The sequence below is a fragment of the Fusobacterium sp. FSA-380-WT-3A genome (assembly GCF_012843705.1).
Taxonomy (GTDB): Bacteria; Fusobacteriota; Fusobacteriia; order Fusobacteriales; family Fusobacteriaceae; genus Fusobacterium_B.
The window spans coordinates 66,779-87,788 of record NZ_JABAFQ010000005.1 but is presented as its reverse complement, the minus strand read 5'-3'; the positions used below and the strand labels follow the sequence as shown (position 1 = coordinate 87,788).

The 21,010-nt window shown below is 26.4% G+C and carries 19 protein-coding genes; 10 read left to right on the top strand and 9 right to left on the bottom strand.

Translation table 11 applies throughout. The features are described 5' to 3' along the window. From HF862_RS05020 to HF862_RS04990, 7 genes are all read right to left on the bottom strand, one after another. A complete protein-coding gene (locus HF862_RS05020) occupies nucleotides 1–987 on the bottom strand; it encodes a TAXI family TRAP transporter solute-binding subunit (protein WP_170186831.1) in 987 nt (328 codons plus the stop codon). 191 nt (nucleotides 988–1,178) lie between these two features. After that, nucleotides 1,179–1,358, bottom strand: a complete 180-nt coding sequence (locus HF862_RS05015) for a hypothetical protein (protein ID WP_170186830.1) — start codon at nucleotides 1,356–1,358, stop codon at nucleotides 1,179–1,181. Nucleotides 1,359–1,385: 27 nt separating this feature from the next. Beyond that, nucleotides 1,386–3,569 (bottom strand): ferrous iron transport protein B, encoded by a 2,184-nt coding sequence (feoB, locus tag HF862_RS05010; RefSeq protein ID WP_170186829.1) that lies wholly within the window; start codon nucleotides 3,567–3,569, stop codon nucleotides 1,386–1,388. A 28-nt stretch (nucleotides 3,570–3,597) separates the two neighbouring features. Continuing rightward, nucleotides 3,598–3,825 carry a FeoA family protein gene (locus HF862_RS05005; RefSeq protein ID WP_170186828.1) on the bottom strand — a complete coding sequence of 76 codons (228 nt, stop codon included), beginning with the start codon at nucleotides 3,823–3,825 and terminating at the stop codon, nucleotides 3,598–3,600. Nucleotides 3,826–3,917: 92 nt separating this feature from the next. Then, on the bottom strand, nucleotides 3,918–4,136 hold the full coding sequence (locus HF862_RS05000) for a FeoA family protein (protein ID WP_170186827.1): 219 nt from the start codon (nucleotides 4,134–4,136) through the stop codon (nucleotides 3,918–3,920). Nucleotides 4,137–4,273: 137 nt separating this feature from the next. Beyond that, nucleotides 4,274–5,215 carry an ATP-binding protein gene (locus HF862_RS04995; protein WP_240934788.1) on the bottom strand — a complete coding sequence of 314 codons (942 nt, stop codon included), beginning with the start codon at nucleotides 5,213–5,215 and terminating at the stop codon, nucleotides 4,274–4,276. Next, nucleotides 5,202–6,026, bottom strand: coding sequence for an ATP-binding protein (locus tag HF862_RS04990; protein WP_170186826.1), 825 nt, complete (start codon nucleotides 6,024–6,026; stop codon nucleotides 5,202–5,204). The genes HF862_RS04995 and HF862_RS04990 overlap by 14 nt, the downstream gene beginning before the upstream one ends. A 143-nt stretch (nucleotides 6,027–6,169) precedes the next feature. Between HF862_RS04990 and HF862_RS04985 the strand changes: the two genes are divergently transcribed. Together HF862_RS04985 and HF862_RS04980 are read left to right on the top strand one after the other, a co-directional pair. Then, nucleotides 6,170–6,478, top strand: a complete 309-nt coding sequence (locus HF862_RS04985; RefSeq protein WP_170186825.1) for a hypothetical protein — start codon at nucleotides 6,170–6,172, stop codon at nucleotides 6,476–6,478. A gap of 167 nt (nucleotides 6,479–6,645) precedes the next feature. Then, nucleotides 6,646–6,954, top strand: coding sequence for a hypothetical protein (locus tag HF862_RS04980; protein ID WP_170186824.1), 309 nt, complete (start codon nucleotides 6,646–6,648; stop codon nucleotides 6,952–6,954). Nucleotides 6,955–7,009: 55 nt separating this feature from the next. Here HF862_RS04980 and galT read toward each other — a convergent pair whose 3' ends face one another. Beyond that, a complete protein-coding gene (galT, locus tag HF862_RS04975) occupies nucleotides 7,010–8,533 on the bottom strand; it encodes a UDP-glucose--hexose-1-phosphate uridylyltransferase (protein ID WP_170186823.1) in 1,524 nt (507 codons plus the stop codon). Then, nucleotides 8,533–9,702 (bottom strand): galactokinase, encoded by a 1,170-nt coding sequence (locus HF862_RS04970; RefSeq protein ID WP_370456847.1) that lies wholly within the window; start codon nucleotides 9,700–9,702, stop codon nucleotides 8,533–8,535. Before HF862_RS04970 ends, galT begins: the two co-directional genes overlap by 1 nt. A 196-nt stretch (nucleotides 9,703–9,898) precedes the next feature. On the opposite strand from HF862_RS04970, the gene HF862_RS04965 reads away from it, so the two are divergent. From HF862_RS04965 to sppA, 8 genes are all read left to right on the top strand, one after another. After that, nucleotides 9,899–11,086 (top strand): ROK family transcriptional regulator, encoded by a 1,188-nt coding sequence (locus tag HF862_RS04965; RefSeq protein ID WP_170186822.1) that lies wholly within the window; start codon nucleotides 9,899–9,901, stop codon nucleotides 11,084–11,086. A 9-nt stretch (nucleotides 11,087–11,095) separates the two neighbouring features. Continuing rightward, nucleotides 11,096–12,142, top strand: coding sequence for an aldose epimerase family protein (locus HF862_RS04960; RefSeq protein ID WP_170186821.1), 1,047 nt, complete (start codon nucleotides 11,096–11,098; stop codon nucleotides 12,140–12,142). Between the two features lie 91 nt (nucleotides 12,143–12,233). Continuing rightward, nucleotides 12,234–13,244, top strand: coding sequence for a galactose/glucose ABC transporter substrate-binding protein MglB (mglB, locus tag HF862_RS04955; protein ID WP_170186820.1), 1,011 nt, complete (start codon nucleotides 12,234–12,236; stop codon nucleotides 13,242–13,244). 159 nt (nucleotides 13,245–13,403) lie between these two features. Continuing rightward, entirely contained in the window at nucleotides 13,404–14,909 is a 1,506-nt protein-coding gene (gene mglA / locus HF862_RS04950; RefSeq protein WP_170186819.1) for a galactose/methyl galactoside ABC transporter ATP-binding protein MglA, read from the top strand. Nucleotides 14,910–14,933: 24 nt separating this feature from the next. Continuing rightward, entirely contained in the window at nucleotides 14,934–15,956 is a 1,023-nt protein-coding gene (mglC, locus tag HF862_RS04945; RefSeq protein WP_170186818.1) for a galactose/methyl galactoside ABC transporter permease MglC, read from the top strand. A gap of 844 nt (nucleotides 15,957–16,800) precedes the next feature. Beyond that, nucleotides 16,801–17,520, top strand: a complete 720-nt coding sequence (locus HF862_RS04940) for an SDR family oxidoreductase (RefSeq protein WP_170186817.1) — start codon at nucleotides 16,801–16,803, stop codon at nucleotides 17,518–17,520. Between the two features lie 143 nt (nucleotides 17,521–17,663). Beyond that, nucleotides 17,664–19,139 (top strand): nucleoside kinase, encoded by a 1,476-nt coding sequence (locus tag HF862_RS04935; protein ID WP_170186816.1) that lies wholly within the window; start codon nucleotides 17,664–17,666, stop codon nucleotides 19,137–19,139. 17 nt (nucleotides 19,140–19,156) lie between these two features. After that, a complete protein-coding gene (sppA, locus tag HF862_RS04930; protein WP_170186815.1) occupies nucleotides 19,157–20,977 on the top strand; it encodes a signal peptide peptidase SppA in 1,821 nt (606 codons plus the stop codon). Nucleotides 20,978–21,010 lie beyond the last annotated feature (33 nt).

The following is a 21,010-nucleotide window of genomic DNA, read 5'->3' as shown; positions in this document are numbered from 1 at the left end:
TTATTTAATAATTCCTTTTTCTCTGTAGTATTTTTCAGCACCTGGATGGAAAGGAATTTGTACTCCTATTTGAGAATTTTCTAGTGAAATATGTTTTTCAGAAGTTGCATGAGAAGCTTTTATTCCTTCCATATGTTCAAATATTCCTTTAGTTATATCATAAACAACATCTTCAGGTAATTCTTCTCTAATCAACATAATATTTCTAACAGTTGCAGTTTGAACAGGTCCATCTGTATCATAAGTATCTGCAGGGATTTCAGCAGCTACGAAGAAAGGATATTTTTCTTGTAATCTTTTGAATCCTTCACCTTCAATTGGAACTAAAACAGTTTTAGCAACAGTTCCTAACTCCATTATAGTAGCATTAGGAATTCCACTTGTAACAAATACAGCATCAACTAGACCATTTTTCATCTGGTCAATAGCTTCACCATAATTTAGATAATCTATTTTACTATCAGCATAAGTCATTCCATGAGCTTCATACATCATTCTAGCATTTAATTCAACTCCAGAGTTAGGTGCTCCAACTCCAACTCTTTTACCTTTTAAATCTGTGAATTTTTTAATACCAGTTTTAGTAGTAGTAACTAACTGAACATAGTTAGGATATAATCCCATTAAACATCTTAAATTTTTAGCAGGCTCTTTTCCTTCATAAGCACCAAAAGCATCATAAGCCTGAGCAACAGAGTCAGACATAGTAATAGCAAGGTCTGCTCCACCATTTAATATAAGACTTATATTTTCAACAGAAGCACCAGTTGCTTGTGCAGAAGATTTATAACCTAAATCTTTTATAACTTTAGAGAAAGCTCCACCTATAGGATAATATAATCCACTTGTAGGACCAGTAGCAACAGTCACAAATTGTTTACTTCTATCAAGTTCACCATTAGCTTCTTTCTTTTCTCCACCACAACCAACAAGTACTCCTAACATTATAGTTCCTGTGATAAATTTTAAGATGTTTTTTTTGTTCATAATAACCTCCTTAAAGTAAAATAAAAAGAATAAATGTAATATAATAACTCATATTTAAAGTATACCATATTTTATCTAAATGTCAATTTTTTTTATGAATAATTTAAATAATATACATGTAATAAATAATATAATAAAAAAAGTCAGTAAACATTTACTGACTTTTTTCTAAATTTTAATTATTTCTTTAATTAATCATGTTTGCAACTACAATTTGAATCATTGCAATTTCCACCACAACTGCATCCACCATTTTTTTTATCATGTCCACAAGATGAACATCCGTCTTTTCCTGTGAAGTTTCTATAAATTCCCCTAAAAGAATATATAGCTAATAAAATTAGTATGGCAATTAATATATAAGTTTTCATAAAAATTCACTTCCTTTCAATAGAAAGTTAGATAAATAAACGACCAATTTGGAAAACAAGAGTAGAGCAGATATAAGGTATAATTAACATTAATGCTGTTAATTTTAATAAATATTTTACTCCAAATTCTTGTTTAATAGCTCCTAAAGTAACAGCACAAGGAACAACAGTTAAAATAAAAATCATAAATGAATATGCTCTAAGAGGAGCTAAATCATCAGTCCATAGATTTCTAGTAGCTTCAACTACCCCTTGTCCTTCTTCTTCAACTTCTTCTCCAGAAGGAGCTGTAAATAATCCACTTATATTAAAACTTAGTATTCCTTTTACAGAATCAACAACTGCTCCACCAAGTCCAGCAACTTGTTCCATTAAATCTTCTTTAAATGTTGTAACTTCTTCTTCACCTTCATCAGATTCAGGTAATTCTAAAACTTGAGCCATAAATCCAACAACTACTTCTTTAGCAGCAATACTTGGAATAACTGCAGCAACAGGTTCCCATCTATCAGCAAATCCAGTAGGTTTCAATACAGGAGCTATGACTTTTCCAATTGAAGCCATATAAGATTTTTCAGCATTTCCATTATTAGGGAAATATGTTAAGGCCCATAAAAGCATTAAAATACCAAGAATAATACTACTAGCTTTTTTCAAATATCCACCTGTTCTTCTTCCAGCAGATTTTAAAATAGTTTTTAAACTAGGAATACGATAAGGAGCAAGTTCTATAAGTAAAGCTTTGTTTTCACCTTTAAACTCTTTAAATCTTTTTAAGAATAATCCTACAATTATAGCCATTATAATACCAAACATATATAGAGACATAACTATAAGTCCAGCTTTTTGCCCAAAGAATGCAGCAGTAAATAATCCATACACAGGAAGTCTAGCACCACAAGACATAAATGGAGCAAGAGCTGCTGTAAGTTTTCTAGAATTTTCATCTTCTAATGTTCTTGTAGCATAAATAGCTGGTACAGTACAACCAAATCCAACAACCATAGGAACAAAAGATTTTCCATTTAATCCAAGTCCTCTCATAATTTTATCCATTAAGAAAGCAACCCTAGACATATATCCACTTTCTTCTAATATTGATAAGAAGAAATATAATAAGAACATTAAAGGAACGAAAGTTAAAACTCCTCCAACTCCTCCGATTATTCCATCAACAACAAGAGATTGTAACCATTCTGGAGTTCCTTCTACTAAAACCCCAGCATATTTTCCAACAAAACCACCAATAAATCCATCTATCCAATCAATAAAAGGAGCACTTCCATTAAATACAATAGTCATTAAAAGTCCGATTATTAAGAAGAAAATAGGAAGACCTAAAACTTTATTTAAAAGAATTTTATCAATTTTTTCAGAAAAATCTAATCTTGATTTTAATGAAGTTTTTAATGTGTCAGCTAAAATTCCTTTTATTTCTCCATATCTTCTTTCTGCTAAAATAGTATCAATATCATCTTCGTATCTATCTTCAATGATTTTTATATTTTCATCTAAATAATTTTCAATATCAAGTCCGAAATTATCTTTTGCTTTTTGTAAGAAATTACTATCTTTTTCTAAAAGCTTGATTATAACAAAGTTTATTCCATATTTTTCTACTATTTTATCAAAAGTTTTATCAGAATTAATTTTAGCTTTGATAGTTTGATATTGTTTGTCAATAAAAGAATCAAAAGTAATTCTAAAATTAGGAACTTCTTTTTTCTTTGCTACTTCAATAGCTTTATTAAGAAGTTCAGAAAGTCCAGTCTTTTTAGTTGCAGAGGTTTTTACAACAGGCATTTCTAACTTTTCAGAAAGTAATGACAAATTAAGGCTATGATTTAAAGCTTCAAATTCATCATAAAAGTTTAAAGCCATAACCATAGGCTTTCCTAACTCTTTTAAAAGTAATGTAAGATACAAGTTTCTTTCAATATTTGGAGCTTCAATAACATTTATAATTACATCTGGTTTTTCATCAGTTATAAAATCTCTTGTAATATTTTCCTCTAAACTTCTAGGACTAAGACTGTACACTCCTGGTAAGTCAACCATTGTGATTTCTTCACCATTATGAATGAAAGTTGCCTCCTTTTTTTCAACAGTAACCCCTGCCCAGTTTCCAACTTTTAAATTAGAACCAGCAATGGCATTTATTAATGCACTTTTTCCAACATTTGGATTCCCAGCAAATGCTATTTTAATCATAAGACACCACCTTTATAAAAATTTAAACTTATTTAATTAATTCAATTTCAATATTTTTTGCATCTTCTTTTCTTATAGAAATTCCATTTTCTTTAACTAAAAATTCTTGAGGGTCACCTAATGGAGCATTTCTATCAAATTTTATAATTTCTCCTGGAGTTATTCCCATTTCTATAAGTCTTTTCTTTAATTCACCAATTTTTCCTATTTTAATAATTCTAGCTGTCTCTCCTTTTTTTAGTTCTGTTAAATTCATAATTCCCTCCTAATATAAAACAAATTTATAAATTAAATATTTTGTAAAACAAAGCTTATGGGCAAAAATTTTACAGCCCGAAAGCTGTAAAACTACTCAACTAATATATTTTTAGCATAACTGAAACCTAAAATATATTGACATCCATTGATATCAACAATAAAATTACCACAAGAACTATTTTTTAAAATAATTTCTTTACCTGAACAAAAGCCTTTTTCTAAAAGGGCTTTTTTATTTTTACATTTATCTGTAATCTCTATAATCTTTAAAATTTTATTTTCTTCAGCAAAGGCTAAGGGAATAACCATCACAATCCTCCCTAGATTTTTATAAGATAATTATACAGTAAAGAGAAATAATAGTCAAGTAAAATTTTGATAATTAAAATATTTTTTTTACGATTATATGCCTTATCTTATTCTTATAATTTAAAAATTAAAACATTTTAAAATAAATCTTCAATACTATTTAAAATAATGCTTCTTACATCAGGATTTTCTAGAGAAATATTTTTAATAATATTTTTAATTTTTAATCTTTTTGAATCTGCACTACTTTCATAAGGACATTTTTCTTCTAATATAGGTAAAGAAAGTTTTTTAGAATAACTAATTATATTTTTTTCTTCTACAAAGGCTAGAGGTCTTATTATTTGAACTTGATGCTCCTCAGAAAAATAACTAGGTTTCATAATATTTCTGTTTCCTTGATAAATTATATTTAATAGAAAAGTTTCTATTATATCATCTTTATGATGACCAAGAGCAAGTTTATTTAGTTTTTGATTTTTCATAGTAGTATATAATATACCTCTTCTTATTCTACCACAAAGAAAACATGGATTTTTTTCTCTTGTTTCTCCCACTACTAAATTTTTTAAATTAGTTTCTATCACTTGTAAACTATAACCAAATTTTTCAATATATTTTTTTAATTCTGTAAGGTCAGATGTATCCTCTTTCATGTGAATATGGATGGGAACTATTTCAAAATCTATATTAGCAACTTTTTTAATTCTGACAAGAGAATTAAAAAGAACAAGACTATCTTTTCCACCAGAAATTCCAACAGCAATTCTATCTCCATGCTCTATCATATTAAATTTATGCATAGCTTTACCAATGGAATTCCAAAGAGTTTTATTAAAACCTTTACTTTCAATATAAGATAAAATTTCTCTCTCTTGAAATCTATCAAGAGAGATTTTAATTTCAGTAAGTTTTTTTATTGTTTCTAATGTAGAAATAATATTATCATTTCTATAGTTGATATTTATCTCATATTTTTCTTTTTTGTTAGAAATTTTTATTATATTTTCTAAAACTTCAAAATAATAAGTATCTATTTTCATAGAATTTAATTCTTTTATATTACTAATTTTTATCATTTTTATTTCCTCTAGTATAACCCATAATAAAATCAAGATTAATATTTTTCAATGAATTGAATATACTTTGTTTTATATTTTTATTTTTGGACTCTAACTCTTTTAAAAGATTTTTTATCTCTTTTCTTTTTGAGTCAGTCTTCCCAGATTCTACAGGACATCCACATCCCATAGCTTGAATATTATTTCTTTTTGTATAAGAAATAATATCTTCTTCCTTTATATAAGCCATTGGTCTAATAACAGATAATTTTCCACTTGTTGAAGGAACTTTGGGAACCATTGTTTTTATAGTTCCTGCATAGAACATATTAATAAGAGCAGTTTCTACAATATCATCAAAATGATGTCCAAGGGCTAATTTTGTAAATCCTAATTCTTCAATCTTATTATAGAGAACTCCTCTTCTCATTTTGGCACATAAAAAGCATGGATTTTCAGGGTCTTCTTTAAAAGCAATTTCCCAAACATCTGAATTAAAAATATGACAAGGAATATTTAAAATTTCTAGATTTTTTTTAAATTGTTCAATATCCATAGCTTCAAAACCAGGATTCATACTAATAAAAGCAACTTCAAAATTTTTACTTTTATCTCTTTTTAATTCTTGAAAAAGTTTACAAAGTAAAAGACTATCTTTTCCACCAGAAACTCCAACAGCTATTTTATCTCCATCTTCTATTAAATCAAAATCGTTTATAGCTTTCACAAATTTAGACCAAATTTTTTTTCTATAACTAGTTCTAATACTTTCTAAAAAAGTATCTTCTTTTAAATTATATTCTCTAAGATTTACTTTTATTTCTTTCATTTACACCTCCAAAAAAATTACAATATATTATATCATATATTCTTTATTAGAGAAAATACTTTTATTATACATTGACATAAATTTTATAATAAAGTATAATATAATTATAAAAATGAAATTATTTCATAAAAATAGGAGGAAATATGACTGATATAGAAAGAAAAATAATGGAATTTTTAGTTACAGGAAAAACTTATAGTGATGAAGCTATTATGAAAAATTTAGGTATCAATCAAGAAGAATTACAAAAAGCATTTGATTCTTTATTAAAGGATGGATATATAGAAACATATGAAGATTATTTAAAAAGAATGGGTGGAGAAGAAGAACAACATTCTTGTGGCGTAGATGGTTGTTGTGGAGGAGGATGTTCTGGTTGTGGGACTCCTATAATAGATAAAAAGAATGTAAAGGTTATAACGGCTAAGGCTTTAATAGAATTTGAATTATAATTTATAAAAATAGAGAGCTATATCATAGCTCTTTTTTATTTTTTAAATAAAAATGAAATTATTACAAAAAAGTATTGACTTTTAAAATTAAATATGATATTATTTTGTTATAAGAAATAATTGAAATGACAAAAATAAAAAATAAAAATATTTTGGAGGTAATGATTATGAGCATGGAAACAAATTTAAAATATATGAAAGATGAATATAAATTAGAAGTTGAAAAATTAGCTAAATTAGAAGAATTTATTGAAGGAAAAGAATTTTTAGAAGAGACTAATGACATCCAAAAAAGAATAATCAAAGAAAAATTAGAACTTTTAAAACAATATATAGGTAAATTAAAAGAACAAATAGAATATGATGAAGCTATTTTAAAAGAAAAAGTTTGTTATGCATCAGAAGATGGAAGCTATGATGAATTAGAAGGAGCTTGTGTAGAAGAAAAACCTGAAATCAAGATAACTGCTCTATAAAACAAATTTTAAATAAAAAAAGATACTGTAAATTTACAGTATCTTTTTTATTTAATTAAAGTGATTCGACAAATTTATCAAATCCTTTTTTACCTTCTTCAGTTTGTTTGTAAACTCCAGCATCTTCTAATACTTTTGAGAATGTAAATCCAACTTCTTCTTCTAATATTTTTTCTATATTATTAGAATTTATATCAGAATGTTTTGCTAAAATATTTTTACACCAATCTAAATGTTTTTGCACTTTTTCATTTTCTTCTATAAGTTTAAGAGAATTTTCTTTTACTAATAAATTTCCTAATATTAAAAGCTCTTCTTTTAATCTTCCTGGTAATACTGCAAGTCCCATAACTTCAATAAGACCTATATTTTCTTTTTTTATATTATGTAACTCTTTATGAGGATGGAAAATTCCTAATGGAAACTCTTCAGTAGTTCTATTATTTCTTAGAACCAAATCAATTTCATAATCATTTCCTTTTCTTCTAGCTATTGGAGTTATAGTATTGTGAGGAGTTTCTCCAGAGAAAGCTAAAATATCACAAGATTCATCAGAATAGTTTCTCCATTTTAATAAAATTTTATCAGATAATTCAACTAATCTTTCTTTTGAATTTCCTCTTAATCTCACTACTGACATAGGCCAATGAACTTTTTCAACTGTTATATCTTCATAGCCTTTTATAGTATAAGTTTTTTCAGCTTTAGCTAAAGCCATTGGGAATTCATGACAACCTCCTTGGAAATGGTCATGAGTTAAAATAGAACCTCCAACTATTGGTAAATCAGCATTAGAACCAACAAAATAATGAGGGAATATATCTACAAATTCTAACACTCTCTCAAAACTTCCTCTATCAATTTTCATAGGTCTATGTTCTCCAGAAAATAAAATACAATGTTCATTGTAATAAACATATGGAGAATATTGTAAGAACCATGGTTCATTAATCAATGTTAGAGGAATTATTCTGTGATTTTGTCTTGCTGGATGATTTATTCTTCCTTGATATCCCTCATTTTCTTTACATAATAGACATTTAGGATAAGAAGATTGAGGAGCAAGTTTAGCTTTTGCTATATCTCTTGGGTCTTTTTCTGGTTTAGAAAGATTTATAGTTATTTCTAAATTTCCATACTCAGTATTTGAATACCAATGAAGATTTTTAGCTATTCTGTCCACTCTAATATAATTTGTATTTTGAGAAAAAGCATAGTAGTTATCAGTTGCTTTTTTAGGAGATTCTTTATAATCATTAAAGAAATTTTTAATAATTTCACTAGGTCTAGGGATTAATTCTCCTATAACTTTTGTATCAAGTAAATCTCTTTCATCAAAAGTTCCTTCAATTAAATGATTTTCAGTAGCCCAATCACAAATTCTGTTAAGAATATCATAAGAGTTTTCTATTGGAAGATTTTTTACACTTTCTTCAGTTTCATCTATATTTTCATAAGAATCTATATTAAGAGAAGCTAAAAGTTTATTTCTAAAATATATTTTATCTTCTTTTTCTATAAAATTATGAAAAATAGCATAGTTTAATAATTTTTCAATTTCTGCATAGATATTTATCATTATATATCACCTAACTTTTTAGAACCATCTCCAACATTAGCTACATAGAAAGCTGGAACAAGTCCTGTTTCCTTTATATATTTTTCTTGAACAAATTTAATAAAGTCATTAATAGACTCATTTTTAACAAGAGCCACTGCACAACCACCAAATCCAGCTCCAGTCATTCTAGCTCCTACTGTTCCTGGTGCTTCCCAAGCAGCATTAACTATAGAGTCTAATTCTTTTCCTGTTACTTCGTAATCATCTCTAAGAGAAACATGAGAAGCGTTCATTAATTTTCCAAATTTTTCAATATCATTTTCTTGTAAACTTTTTACACTTTCTAATACTCTTTGATTTTCAGATACAGCATGTCTTACTCTTACTGAAGCTTCTTCTGATTTAATAAAATGTTTAACTTCTTCAAATTTTTCTAATGTCATATCACAAAGAGCATTTATTTTTATACCATTTTCTTGTAAATCTTTTAAAGCACCTTCACAAGAAGCTCTTCTTTCGTTATATTTTGAATCAGCAAGTCCTCTTCTTTTATTAGTATTCATAATAACTATAGAAATACCTTCTAATTTAAAAGGGACATACTCATATTTTAAAGTATTACAATCTAAAAGGATCGCGTTGTCTTTTTTACCCATTCCAACAGCAAATTGGTCCATGATACCACAACTAACTCCAATAAATTGATTTTCAGCCATTTGACCAACTTTAACAATTTCAACCATATCAATATTTAATGAATTAATTTCATTGACGATAGTTCCCATTAAAACTTCTAAAGAAGCAGATGATGAAAGTCCAGCACCATTAGGAATATTACCAAATAAAACAATATCAGCTCCTGTTGAAACTTTATATCCTTTTTTAATTAATACATCTACAATTCCTTTACAATAATCAGCCCAAACATCAGTTTTTATTAAAGAATCTGTTGTAAATTCAACAACTCCATCTTTTTCAAAATTCATAGAATACATTCTAAAAGTATTATCTTCTCTTCTACTGCAGATAGCATAAGTACCAAAATCTAATGCACAAGGGAAAACAAAACCTCCATTGTAGTCAATATGTTCTCCAATTAAATTAACTCTTCCAGGAGTAAAAAAATATTCTTTATTTTTTTCCTCTCCGAAAACTTCTACGAATTTTTTTAACATAATTTCTTTTATATTCATTTTGCCCTCCTATGAACTTTTGTACTTTAATTATACTTTAAGATTTAAAAAAAACAATTTATTTTGCAAAAAATATATGGTACTTAATTAACAAAATTAAAAAAGTACTTTAAAAAGATTAAAAAAATTTTGACAAATCGAAAAAAATGTATTAAATTTAATAATGATGAACATAGGAGATACAAAAATTATGAAAGAAAATGTGAGAGAAGAGGAAATTTTAAAAACAATTAAAGAGTATGGAAAAATTTCAAGGCTAGAACTTTCAGAGATATTTAATCTGACTTCAGCTAGAATTTCTAAAGTTGTAAAAAATCTCCTAGATAAAAAAATGGTAGTAGAAAAAGCTGTTGGAGAATCAACAGGAGGAAGACCACCAGTATATTTATCTATAAATAATGAAAATTTTAAAAATATTTTAGGAATTAATTTCACTTCTAACGGAGCTATTTATATAACCCATGGAAAAATAAATTGTGAAATTATTAGAAAAAGAAAAATTATTTTAGATGATGAAGATAAAGAAAAAGCTTTGGAAATTATAGATGATATAATTTCTAAGGAACTAGAGCAAGATAAAGATGTAGGAGCTTTATCAATTGTAATGGCAGGTGTCATAGATGAAGAAAAAGGTCTTTCAGTTATGTCACCACATTATAAATTAAAAACTCCTAAAATTGTTGAATATTTTGAAAGAAAATATAACTTACCTGTTCTTTTAGAAAATGATGTAAGAGCAATGGCTTTAGTTGAAAAACAAATAGGTAGTTGTAGAAATACAGAAAATTTTGTTATATTTAATGTGAGTCAAGGGATAGGAAGTGCTAGTTGTATAGCAAAAAAAGTTTATAAAGGTTATAATTCTATGGCTGGAGAAGCAGGACACATAGTTATAAATACTAATAGTATTAGAAAATGTTCTTGTGGAAAAAGAGGTTGCTTAGAAGCTGAATCTTCAGAAATAGCAGTAATAAAAAAAATAACTTCTGAAATAAAAATTGGAAAATATAGTATTTTAAAGGAAATATTAAAAGAGAGGGAATTAAATATAAAAGATATTTTATTTGGAATAAGAAAAAAAGATTTTCTAGTAATACAAGTTATGACAGAAGCTATGGAATATATAGCAAGAGGTCTTAATATATTAATTTCGATTTTAGACCCAGAAAAAATAGTACTTGTAGGGGAAATATTCAATAGTAAATTTTTGATGGATACCTTAAGATTTGAGCTTAATAAAATTTCTTTAGACATACAAAAATGTGGTATAGAGCCTACAAAATTAGGTGAAGAGTTATATTTTTACTGTTCTATAGCAGTAGTGGTAGAAAATATTTTTGAAAATAAATTTTTTACTGAAAAATTTATAAATAATTAGGAGATAAAAATGAAAATTATAGAAAAATATTTTGGACTTACTAAAAAAAATCAAGAAGTTAAAGCTTATACTTTAAAAAATGAATTTTTAGAGGTTGAAATTTTAAATTATGGAGGAATTATAAGAAAAATAATAACTTCTGATAAAAATGGAAATTTTGAAAATATAGTATTAGGTTTTGATAATATAGAAGATTACGAAAAAAAAGTTGGAATTCATTTTGGAGCTATAGTTGGAAGAAATGCTGGAAGAATAAAAGATGGATTATTAATGATAAATGGAAAAACATATGAACTTGAAAAAAATAACGGGAACAATAATTTACATGGGTATCCAGAGCACTATGCTGCAAAAATCTGGAATGTAGAAAAAAAGGAAGAAGAAGATAAATTAAGTTTAATTTTAACAAGAATTTCTCCTCATTTAGAAGGTAATTTTCCAGGAGAGATAAAATTAAAAGTAATTTATACTTTAAATAAGAATATTTTAGAAATAGATTATGAAGGAATACCAGATAGAGATACTTATATGAATCTTACTAATCACTCATATTTCAATTTAAGTGGAGATTTAAAAGAAAAGGTAGATGAACAAATAATAGAGCTTCATTGTGATGAATATATAGAAGTAGACAAAGCAACTTTGCCTATAAGAATATCTAAAGTAGAAAATACTATAATGGACATGAGAAAAGGTAAAAAATTTTCTGAAATATTTAATTCAGAGGATGAACAAATAAAAATTGTTGGAAATGGTTTAGACCATCCCTTTATATTTAATGGAAAAGATGAAATAGTTGCAAAGTTTATAGATGAAAAATCTGGAAGAGTTATGGAAGTAATTACAGACCAACCAGTAGGAGTTATATATACAGGAAACTATGTAAAAGATGCTGAAATATTGTCAAATGGTATAAAAGCAGAAAATCATATGGGATTTTGTATAGAAACTCAAGATTATCCAGATGTTATAAAATTTTTACCTGAAAAATCAAAAATATATAACAATAAAAATGTATATAAACAAAAAACAAAGTTTATTTTTAGTTTAAAATAGACAAAAATAATAAAAAAAACATCTAAGAGAAAAATAAAAGTTTTTAAAATAAAATGAAAAAGAAACAAAAAAACTTAGGAGGTAATTTGTTATGAAAAAAACAGGATTATTATTAGGAGCTATTGTATTAGCTGCAGGACTAGTAGGATGTGGAGGAGAAAAGAAAGCTGAAGAAGCACCTAAATTAAGAGTAGGACTTACAGCTTATAAATACGATGATAACTTTATAGCTTTATTTAGAAAAGTAGTTTCTGAAGAAGCTGAAAAAGTAGCAGATAAAGTAGACCTTCAAATGAATGACTCTCAAAATAGCCAAACAACTCAAAATGAGCAAATAGATGTTATGTTGTCAAAAGGAGTAGATGCTTTAGCTATAAACTTAGTTGACCCAGCAGCTGGTGAAGTTGTAATGAACAAAATTAAACCTACAGGAGTTCCAGTAGTATTCTATAATAGAAGACCATCTGAAGCAGTAATGAATTCTTATGATAAAGCTTATTATGTAGGAATTGACCCTAATGCTCAAGGAATTGCTCAAGGAGAATTAGTAGCTAAATTATGGAAAGAAAATCCAGCTTTAGACTTAAACGGAGATGGAGTTATCCAATATGTAATGCTTAAAGGAGAACCTGGACATCCAGACGCAGAAGCAAGAACAATTTATTCTATAAAAACTCTTAACGAAATGGGAATCAAAACAGAAGAATTACATCTAGATACAGCTATGTGGGATACAGCAATGGCTAAAGACAAAATGGATGCATGGTTATCAGGACCTAACGGAAGTAAAATAGAAGTTATTTTATGTAACAATGATGGAATGGCTTTAGGAGCAATAGAATCTCAAAAAGCATTTGGAAAATCATTACCAGTATTTGGTGTTGACGCATTACCAGAAGCTTTAGTTAAAATAGAAGCTGGAGAAATGGCTGGAACAGTTTTAAACGATGCTAAAGGACAAGGAAAAGGAACATTTGATATAGCTGTAAACTTAGCAGCTGGAAAAGATGCTGCTGAAGGAACAAATTTAGTTCTTGAAAATAGAGTATTATTAGTTCCAAGTATTGGAATAGACAAAACAAATGTTGCTGAATATAAATAATAAAAAATAGAAACATCTTTAAATTTAAAGAGAGAGTGGAAACACTCTCTCTTGTAAAATAAAGATACTGTGTCAAAATTAATAAATATAAATTTTTATAATTTTAAATTTAGTGAGGGCTGAATTTAAAATTTTAAAAAATTATTTGAAGGAGATAAAATGGTGAATGGAAAATATTTGTTAGAAATGGAAAATATTTCTAAAGAGTTTCCAGGAGTAAAAGCTCTTGATGGAGTAAACTTAAAAGTAAGACCTAGTAGTGTACATGCACTTATGGGAGAAAATGGTGCTGGAAAATCAACTCTTATGAAATGTTTATTTGGAATTTACAAAAAAGATGGTGGAAAAATATCTTTAGATGGAAAAGAAATTAACTTTGTATCAGCTAAAGATGCTTTGGAAAATGGAGTTTCAATGGTTCATCAGGAATTAAACCAAGTAACTCAAAGAAATGTTCTTGACAATATTTGGCTTGGAAGATTTCCTATGAAAGGTTTATTTGTAGATGAAAAGAAAATGTATGATGATACAGTAAGAATCTTTAAAGATTTAGATATAAATGTAGACCCTCGTATGAAAGTTGCTGATTTATCAGTTTCACAAAGACAAATGATAGAGATAGCAAAAGCTGTGTCATATAATTCAAAAATAATAGTTATGGACGAACCAACTTCATCTTTAACAGAAAATGAAGTAGAACATTTATTTAAAATTATAAATAAATTGAGAAAAGAAGGATGTGGAATTATCTATATTTCTCATAAAATGGAAGAGATTAAAAAAATATCTGATGATATAACTATAATGAGAGATGGAAAATGGGTAGCAACAGAATCAGTAGAAAATCTTACAACTGACCAAATTATAAATATGATGGTTGGAAGAGATTTAACAAATCGTTTCCCTAAAAAAGATAATAGTGTAAAAGAGGTTATATTAAAAGTAGAAAATCTAACTGCATTAAATCAACCATCAGTAAAAGAAGCTTCTTTTGAATTACATAAAGGAGAAATCTTAGGGGTAGCAGGACTTGTAGGTTCTAAGAGAACTGATGTAATAGAAACTATATTTGGTGTAAGAGAAAAATCTTCAGGAACAATAATAATAAATGGAAAAGAAGTAAGAAATAAAAATCCTAAAGAAGCTATTAGAAATGGATTTGCTCTTGTTACAGAAGAACGTAGAGCAACAGGAATATTTAGTATGCTAGATATTAAAGTAAACTCTATAATTTCAAATCTTGATTCTTATAAAACTAAAGTTTTAGGGCTTTTAGATAATAAAAAAATGATAGAAGATACAAAATGGGTTATAGATAGTATGAGAGTTAAAACTCCAACTCAAGGAACACAAATAGGAACTCTTTCTGGAGGAAATCAACAAAAAGTCATATTAGGAAGATGGCTTTTAACACAACCTGATGTATTGATGCTAGATGAACCTACAAGAGGAATTGATGTAGGAGCTAAATATGAAATTTACCAATTAATGATAGAGTTAGCTAAAAAAGATAAAGGTATTATAATGGTTTCATCAGAAATGCCTGAACTTTTAGGAGTTACAGATAGAATATTAGTAATGAGTAATGGAAGAGTTGCTGGAATAGTAAAAACAAGTGAAACTACACAAGAAGAGATTTTAACTCTTTCTGCAAAATATTTATAATCAAAATTAATTAAGGAGATAGTTATGAATTTACCAAGAACAAAAGAAGGAACAGTAGATATCAAAAAAGTTTTAATCCAAAGTGGATTGTATTTAGTTTTATTTGCAATGCTTGTTTTAATAATTATAAAAGAGCCATCTTTTTTAAGTATTAGAAACTTCAAAAATATTTTGACTCAGTCTTCAGTAAGAGCAATTATAGCTCTTGGAGTAGCAGGACTTATTGTTACAACTGGTACAGACTTATCAGCAGGAAGACAAGTTGGGTTTGCAGCTGTTATATCAGCAACACTTTTACAAGCTTCAACAAATGTTCATAAAGTTTATCCTGAATTAGGAGAATTACCAGTATTTGTTGTTATATTAATAGTAATGGTAGTAGGAGCTATAATAGGGGCTTTTAATGGAGCTGTAGTAGCATTTTTAAACCTTCATCCATTTATAGTAACTATGGGTTCTATGACAATAGTTTATGGATTAAACTCATTATATTATGATTTTGCAGGAGCATCTCCAATATCTGGATTTAGTAAAAATTATAGTAGCTTTGCTCAAGGTTCATTTAATATATTTGGATTTACATTACCATATTTAATAATTTATGCAGCTATTTGTACAGCAATAATGTGGACATTATGGAATAAAACAAAATTTGGTAAAAACTTATTTGCTGTTGGAGGAAATCCAGAGGCAGCTAGAGTATCAGGAGTAAATGTAATAGCAACTTTAATAATAATATATGCTTTATCTGGAGTATTTTATGCATTTGGAGGATTCTTAGAAGCAGGACGTATTGGTTCAGCTACTAACAACTTAGGATTTATGTATGAAATGGATGGAATAGCAGCTTGTGTTATTGGAGGAGTTTCATTCTATGGAGGAGTTGGAAGAATTTCAGGAGTTATCACAGGAGTTATAATTTTAACAGTTATTAACTATGGATTAACTTATGTAGGAGTAAGTCCTTACTGGCAATATATCATAAAAGGAGCTATCATAATAGCAGCAGTTGCATTTGACTCTATGAAATATTCTAAAAAACACTAAAATTAAATAAAGATAAAAAAGAAATGGTTGCCAAGAAATTGGCAATCATTTTTTATTAAAAAATAGAATTCTCTTATAAAAAATAAAAATAATTTTTAAAACTTTATATATTACTAAATTTTATGAAAAAAACATAAAAAATATATATAAAATAAATTTTTTTTAAAAAAACTATTGACAAAATAAAATTTGTGAGGTATAAATTAGTAAATAAAAGATATGGAGGTGAGTCCAGTGGGACAAGCAAATTAGAAAATAACATATAAAGTTATATGATTATTTTCAGAGGACAAGAAAAAGTATTCTATATATTTAATAATTTTTGAGATTATCATCAAAAAAAGCTAATATTCGTGGGACCTTATTATAATAAGGAATATTCTCATTTTTGGTATTGGTGGTAAGGAAAAAAATTATTTTAAGATGAAACTATATAGCAAAGATAAAGAAGTTCTAAGAAGATTATATTATTTAGAAAAAAGTATTTGAAGTAAAAGAAAATGGTATATAGAGGTAGTCGTAGTAGAATATGAAAAAATTAATTATAGATGTAAAAAAGATAACGGATATTTTATTAAAAAATAAAATATTTCGATGGAAGGAGTAGATGACCTACGATCGACATAATATAGGGGGCTATTTGGAGATGAAAATTTTCAAATAGCCCTTTTAATATGTTTAGTATAAAAATAATATATTAAAGTATGAAAAGAAAAAAGTAAAATTAATTATAAATCTATAGTATAATAAAAATATGTAAAAATTATAAAAAAAGTATTTAAAACTTTTATATATTTTTATTATTATAAAAACTTTAAAATAAAAAAGGAGTTAAAAAAATATTATGAAAAAAGTCATCATTACTGGTGGAGCTAGAGGAATTGGAAAAGCACTTGTAGAAGGATTTAGTAAAAAAGGATATGAAGTTTTTGCTTTAGATATTTTAGAAATAAAAGAAAATGAAATTAAAAATAAAAATATTCATTTTTTTAAGGTAGATTTAAAAAATGAAAAAGAAATAAAAAATATTTTTCAAATGATTAAAGAAAAATTTGGAGAGGTACATATTTTAATTAACAATGGAGCTATCAGTAAATTTAATAAATCTATAAATGAAATAGAAATTAATGAATTTGATGAAGTTATAAATACAAATTTAAGAGGAAGTTTTATTTGTTGTAAAGAGTTTATAAAAATAAATGAGGATGCAGACTTTGGAAGAATTATAAATATAGCTTCTACAAGATATCATCAAAATGAATCTGATTGGGAAGCTTATGGAAGCTCTAAAGGAGGTCTTGTATCTTTAACTAATACCCTTTGTGTATCTCTTAGTGGAACTAAAATAACAGTTAATGCTATAAGTCCAGGTTGGATAGAAGTAGAAGATTATGAAAATTTAAGAGAAAAAGACCATAAACAACATCCATCTGGAAGAGTTGGAAAACCTAAGGATATTGTAAACCTTTGTTTATTTTTAAGTGATGAAGAAAATGATTTTATAAATGGGGCAAATATTTTAGTTGATGGAGGAATGACTAAGAAAATGATATACTTAGATTAAAATAAAAAATCTTAAGTTTTTGTTTAATCAAAAAATTATAATAATTTTTTATTTTTATTAATTTTTAAAAAAAGAGAACAAATTTTGTTAAAAATCCGTCAATATAATATAATTATAAAAAAATCTTTATTGTGGAGGAGTTTATGAGCAAGATTATAGAAAGTAGACAATATGAAACAATAAAATTAGTTTTTTTAAAAGCTATGTGGAAATTATATCCAGATTATGATGTAGAAATTCAAAATTCATTAAATAATGGTTCTTATGGAGAGATTTTTTTTGATGGAGAGCTAGTTTCTTTAACAAAAAAAGAGTATGAAAAAATAAAAGATGAAATGAAAAAAATAATATTAGAAGATATACCTATAGAAATGACAATTGATGATATAGAAAAATTAAAAGAAAAAGGAAAAGATATTCCAAGAGAAGATATACAAGAACTTTTAAAAAATTGTGGTTGGGCAAAAATTAGAGAGTATAAAATAGGTGATTATATAGATTATTTTTATTTGTCACCAGAAAAAAGAACTGGAAAAATAAAAGATTTTGATTTGTATAGATACAATAATGGTTTTATCTTGAAGACTCCAATGGAAGTTTATAATTGGGAAATAGCTCCAATGAAAGATACCCCAAAAATAGCAAAAGCTTTTCAGGAAGGAAATACTTGGGAAAAAATAATGGGTATTAATTTTGCTGGAAGTATTAATAAAAAAGTCTTTAATAAAGAGATTGCAGAACTTATTATGTTAAACGAAACATTACACAGTAAAAAAATAAATAAAATATCTAACGATATTATGAAAAATAAAAATATAAAAATAGTTACAATAGCAGGACCATCTTCTTCAGGAAAGACTACATTATCAAAAAAATTAAGACTTCATCTTCAAACTTGTGGAATAAAAACTTTAGCAATATCTTTAGATGATTATTATGTTGGAAGAGCAAATGTTCCACTAGATGAAAATGGAAACAAAGATTTTGAAACTATTTATGCTTTGGATATTGAACTTTTAAATAAGAATTTAAAAGATTTAATAGATGGAAAGGAAACTGAATTACCTTTATATGATTTCTTTACAGGTGAAAGAAAAGCAAAAGGGCATAAAGTACAATTAGAAGAGGGTGGAATAATTATAATAGAGGGAATTCATGGATTAAATGATGAACTTACGAAATATATTCCTAGAGAAAATAAATATAAAATTTATATTAGTTGCTTAACACAAACAAATATGGATAGACATAATAGAGTACATACAACAGATGTAAGAAAAATAAGAAGAATAGTTAGAGATAGTTTATCTAGAGATACAGAAGGGGAAGAAACATTAAAAATGTGGAATTCCATTAGAAAAGGGGAAGAAAAATGGATATTTCCATTCCAAGAAGATGCAGATGCTATTTTTAATTCAAGTTTAAGTTATGAATTGGGAATATTAAAACCGTATGCTATAAGAGAACTTATAAAAATAGATATAGAATCCCCACAATATGAAGAGGCTAAGAAATTAGTGGAACTTTTAAGTTGCTTTGTAGATATAGAATCATCTTTAGTACCAAGTGATTCAATACTAAAAGAATTTATAGGTGGAAGTGTATTTTATAATTATTAATAAAAAGGGTGGAGAAATTGGAAAATAATATCAATGAAGAATTTGTAGAAAAAAAAGAGGAAAAAAAATCTTATAAAAAAAGAAAGGGTAAAAGAATTTTCAAAAAAATAAAAAATTTAATTAAATTTTTATTAATCGAACTTTTTAAATCTATGTTTAGATTAATAATTTTAGGATTAGCTATTTTTGTAATAAGTAAACTTATAAAAATAGACAATAGAAAACCAGCAGTACCAGATAAAGTTTATTTGGAAATTTCTTTAGATAATAAAGTCCTAGAAAATAAAATAAAAAATCCTTTTGATATAGATAATAAGATTAATTTTTATGGACTTTTAAATAAATTAGACAAGATAGAAAAAGATAAAAGGGTACAAGGTATTGTACTAAAATTAGGAAATACTGGACTGAATAGAGCTCAAATTGAAGAATTAAAAGAAAAAACTAAAGAATTAAAAGAAAAAGATAAAAAAATATATGTTTATTCAGAAGGGTTAGATAATCATAATTATAATTTAGCTCTTATTGGAAATGAGATAATAATGCCTAATAATAAATGGGCTCATTCATATATAAGTGGATATTCTGCTCGTTATCCATATTATAAAAATTTAGGAGATAAATTATTTATAGGAGCTAATGTAATTCATATAGGAAATTATAAATCTTTTGGAGAAGCTTATGTTTCATCAGAAATGAGTCAAGAATTTAGAGAGAATACAACAAGAATATTGGATAAATTACATAACAATTATATTTCAAATATAGAAAATACTAGAAATATAAAGGATGAAAAATTTAATGAAAAAGTTTTAAATGGAGATTTTGTAATGGCAACTCCAGAAATTTTAAAAGAAAATAAAATTATAGATGAAGTAATGTATTATGAAGAATTTTTACAAAAAAAAGACATAAAAGAATTAATAACAATTGATGATTATTTTGAAAGATTGGCAGAGGAAATTGATTATAACAAAATTATAGAAAATAAAGATAAAATAGCTATAATTTATGCAGAAGGAACTATAACTTCTGGAGATAATCCACAGTTAGAAAATAAAATAGAAGCTGATATGATAAAAGAGAAACTATTAAAAGCTGATAAACTAGAAAATGTAAAAGGGATTGTTTTAAGAATAAACTCTCCTGGTGGTTCAGCACTTGATTCAGATATAATATATGAGGCTGTGAGAAAAATAGAAAAACCTGTCTATATTTCTATGGGAGGAGTTGCTGCTTCTGGTGGATATTATATAGCTTCAGCTGGAGATAAAATCTATGCTAATAAAGAAACTATAACAGGGTCAATAGGAGTTGTAAGTATAATTCCAGATGTTTCAAAATTAGTAGAAAAAATAGGAATTAATTATGAAGAGATTAGTAATGGAAAATTTACAAATCTATATGATATAACAAAACCTTTATCTAAAGAGGAAATAGATAAAATATATTATTCTAGCTTAGAAGGATATGAAGAATTTATTTCAAAAGTTGCTCTAGGTAGAAATATGAAAATAGAGGATGTTCAGAAAATAGCTCAAGGAAAAGTATGGTTAGGAGAAGAAGCGAAAGAGATTGGGCTTGTAGATGAAATTGGTGGATTAGAAAAAACTATATCTGATTTGGCTAAGGATTTAGAACTTAAAGATTATACAGTTATAGAAAGTTTAGAAAGTAGAAAATTAGAAGAAATATTTAGAAAATTTTTACCTAAATATATATTCTCAAAACTTTCATTAAATAGTAGTGTAGAAAAAATATTACAAAAAGATGAATTTTTAGAAGAATTTTTTTATAAACCTATAGTTTATGCTCCAAATTTAGAAATTTACTATTGAAATAATTTTTAAAATTATGTATAATATTTTGTG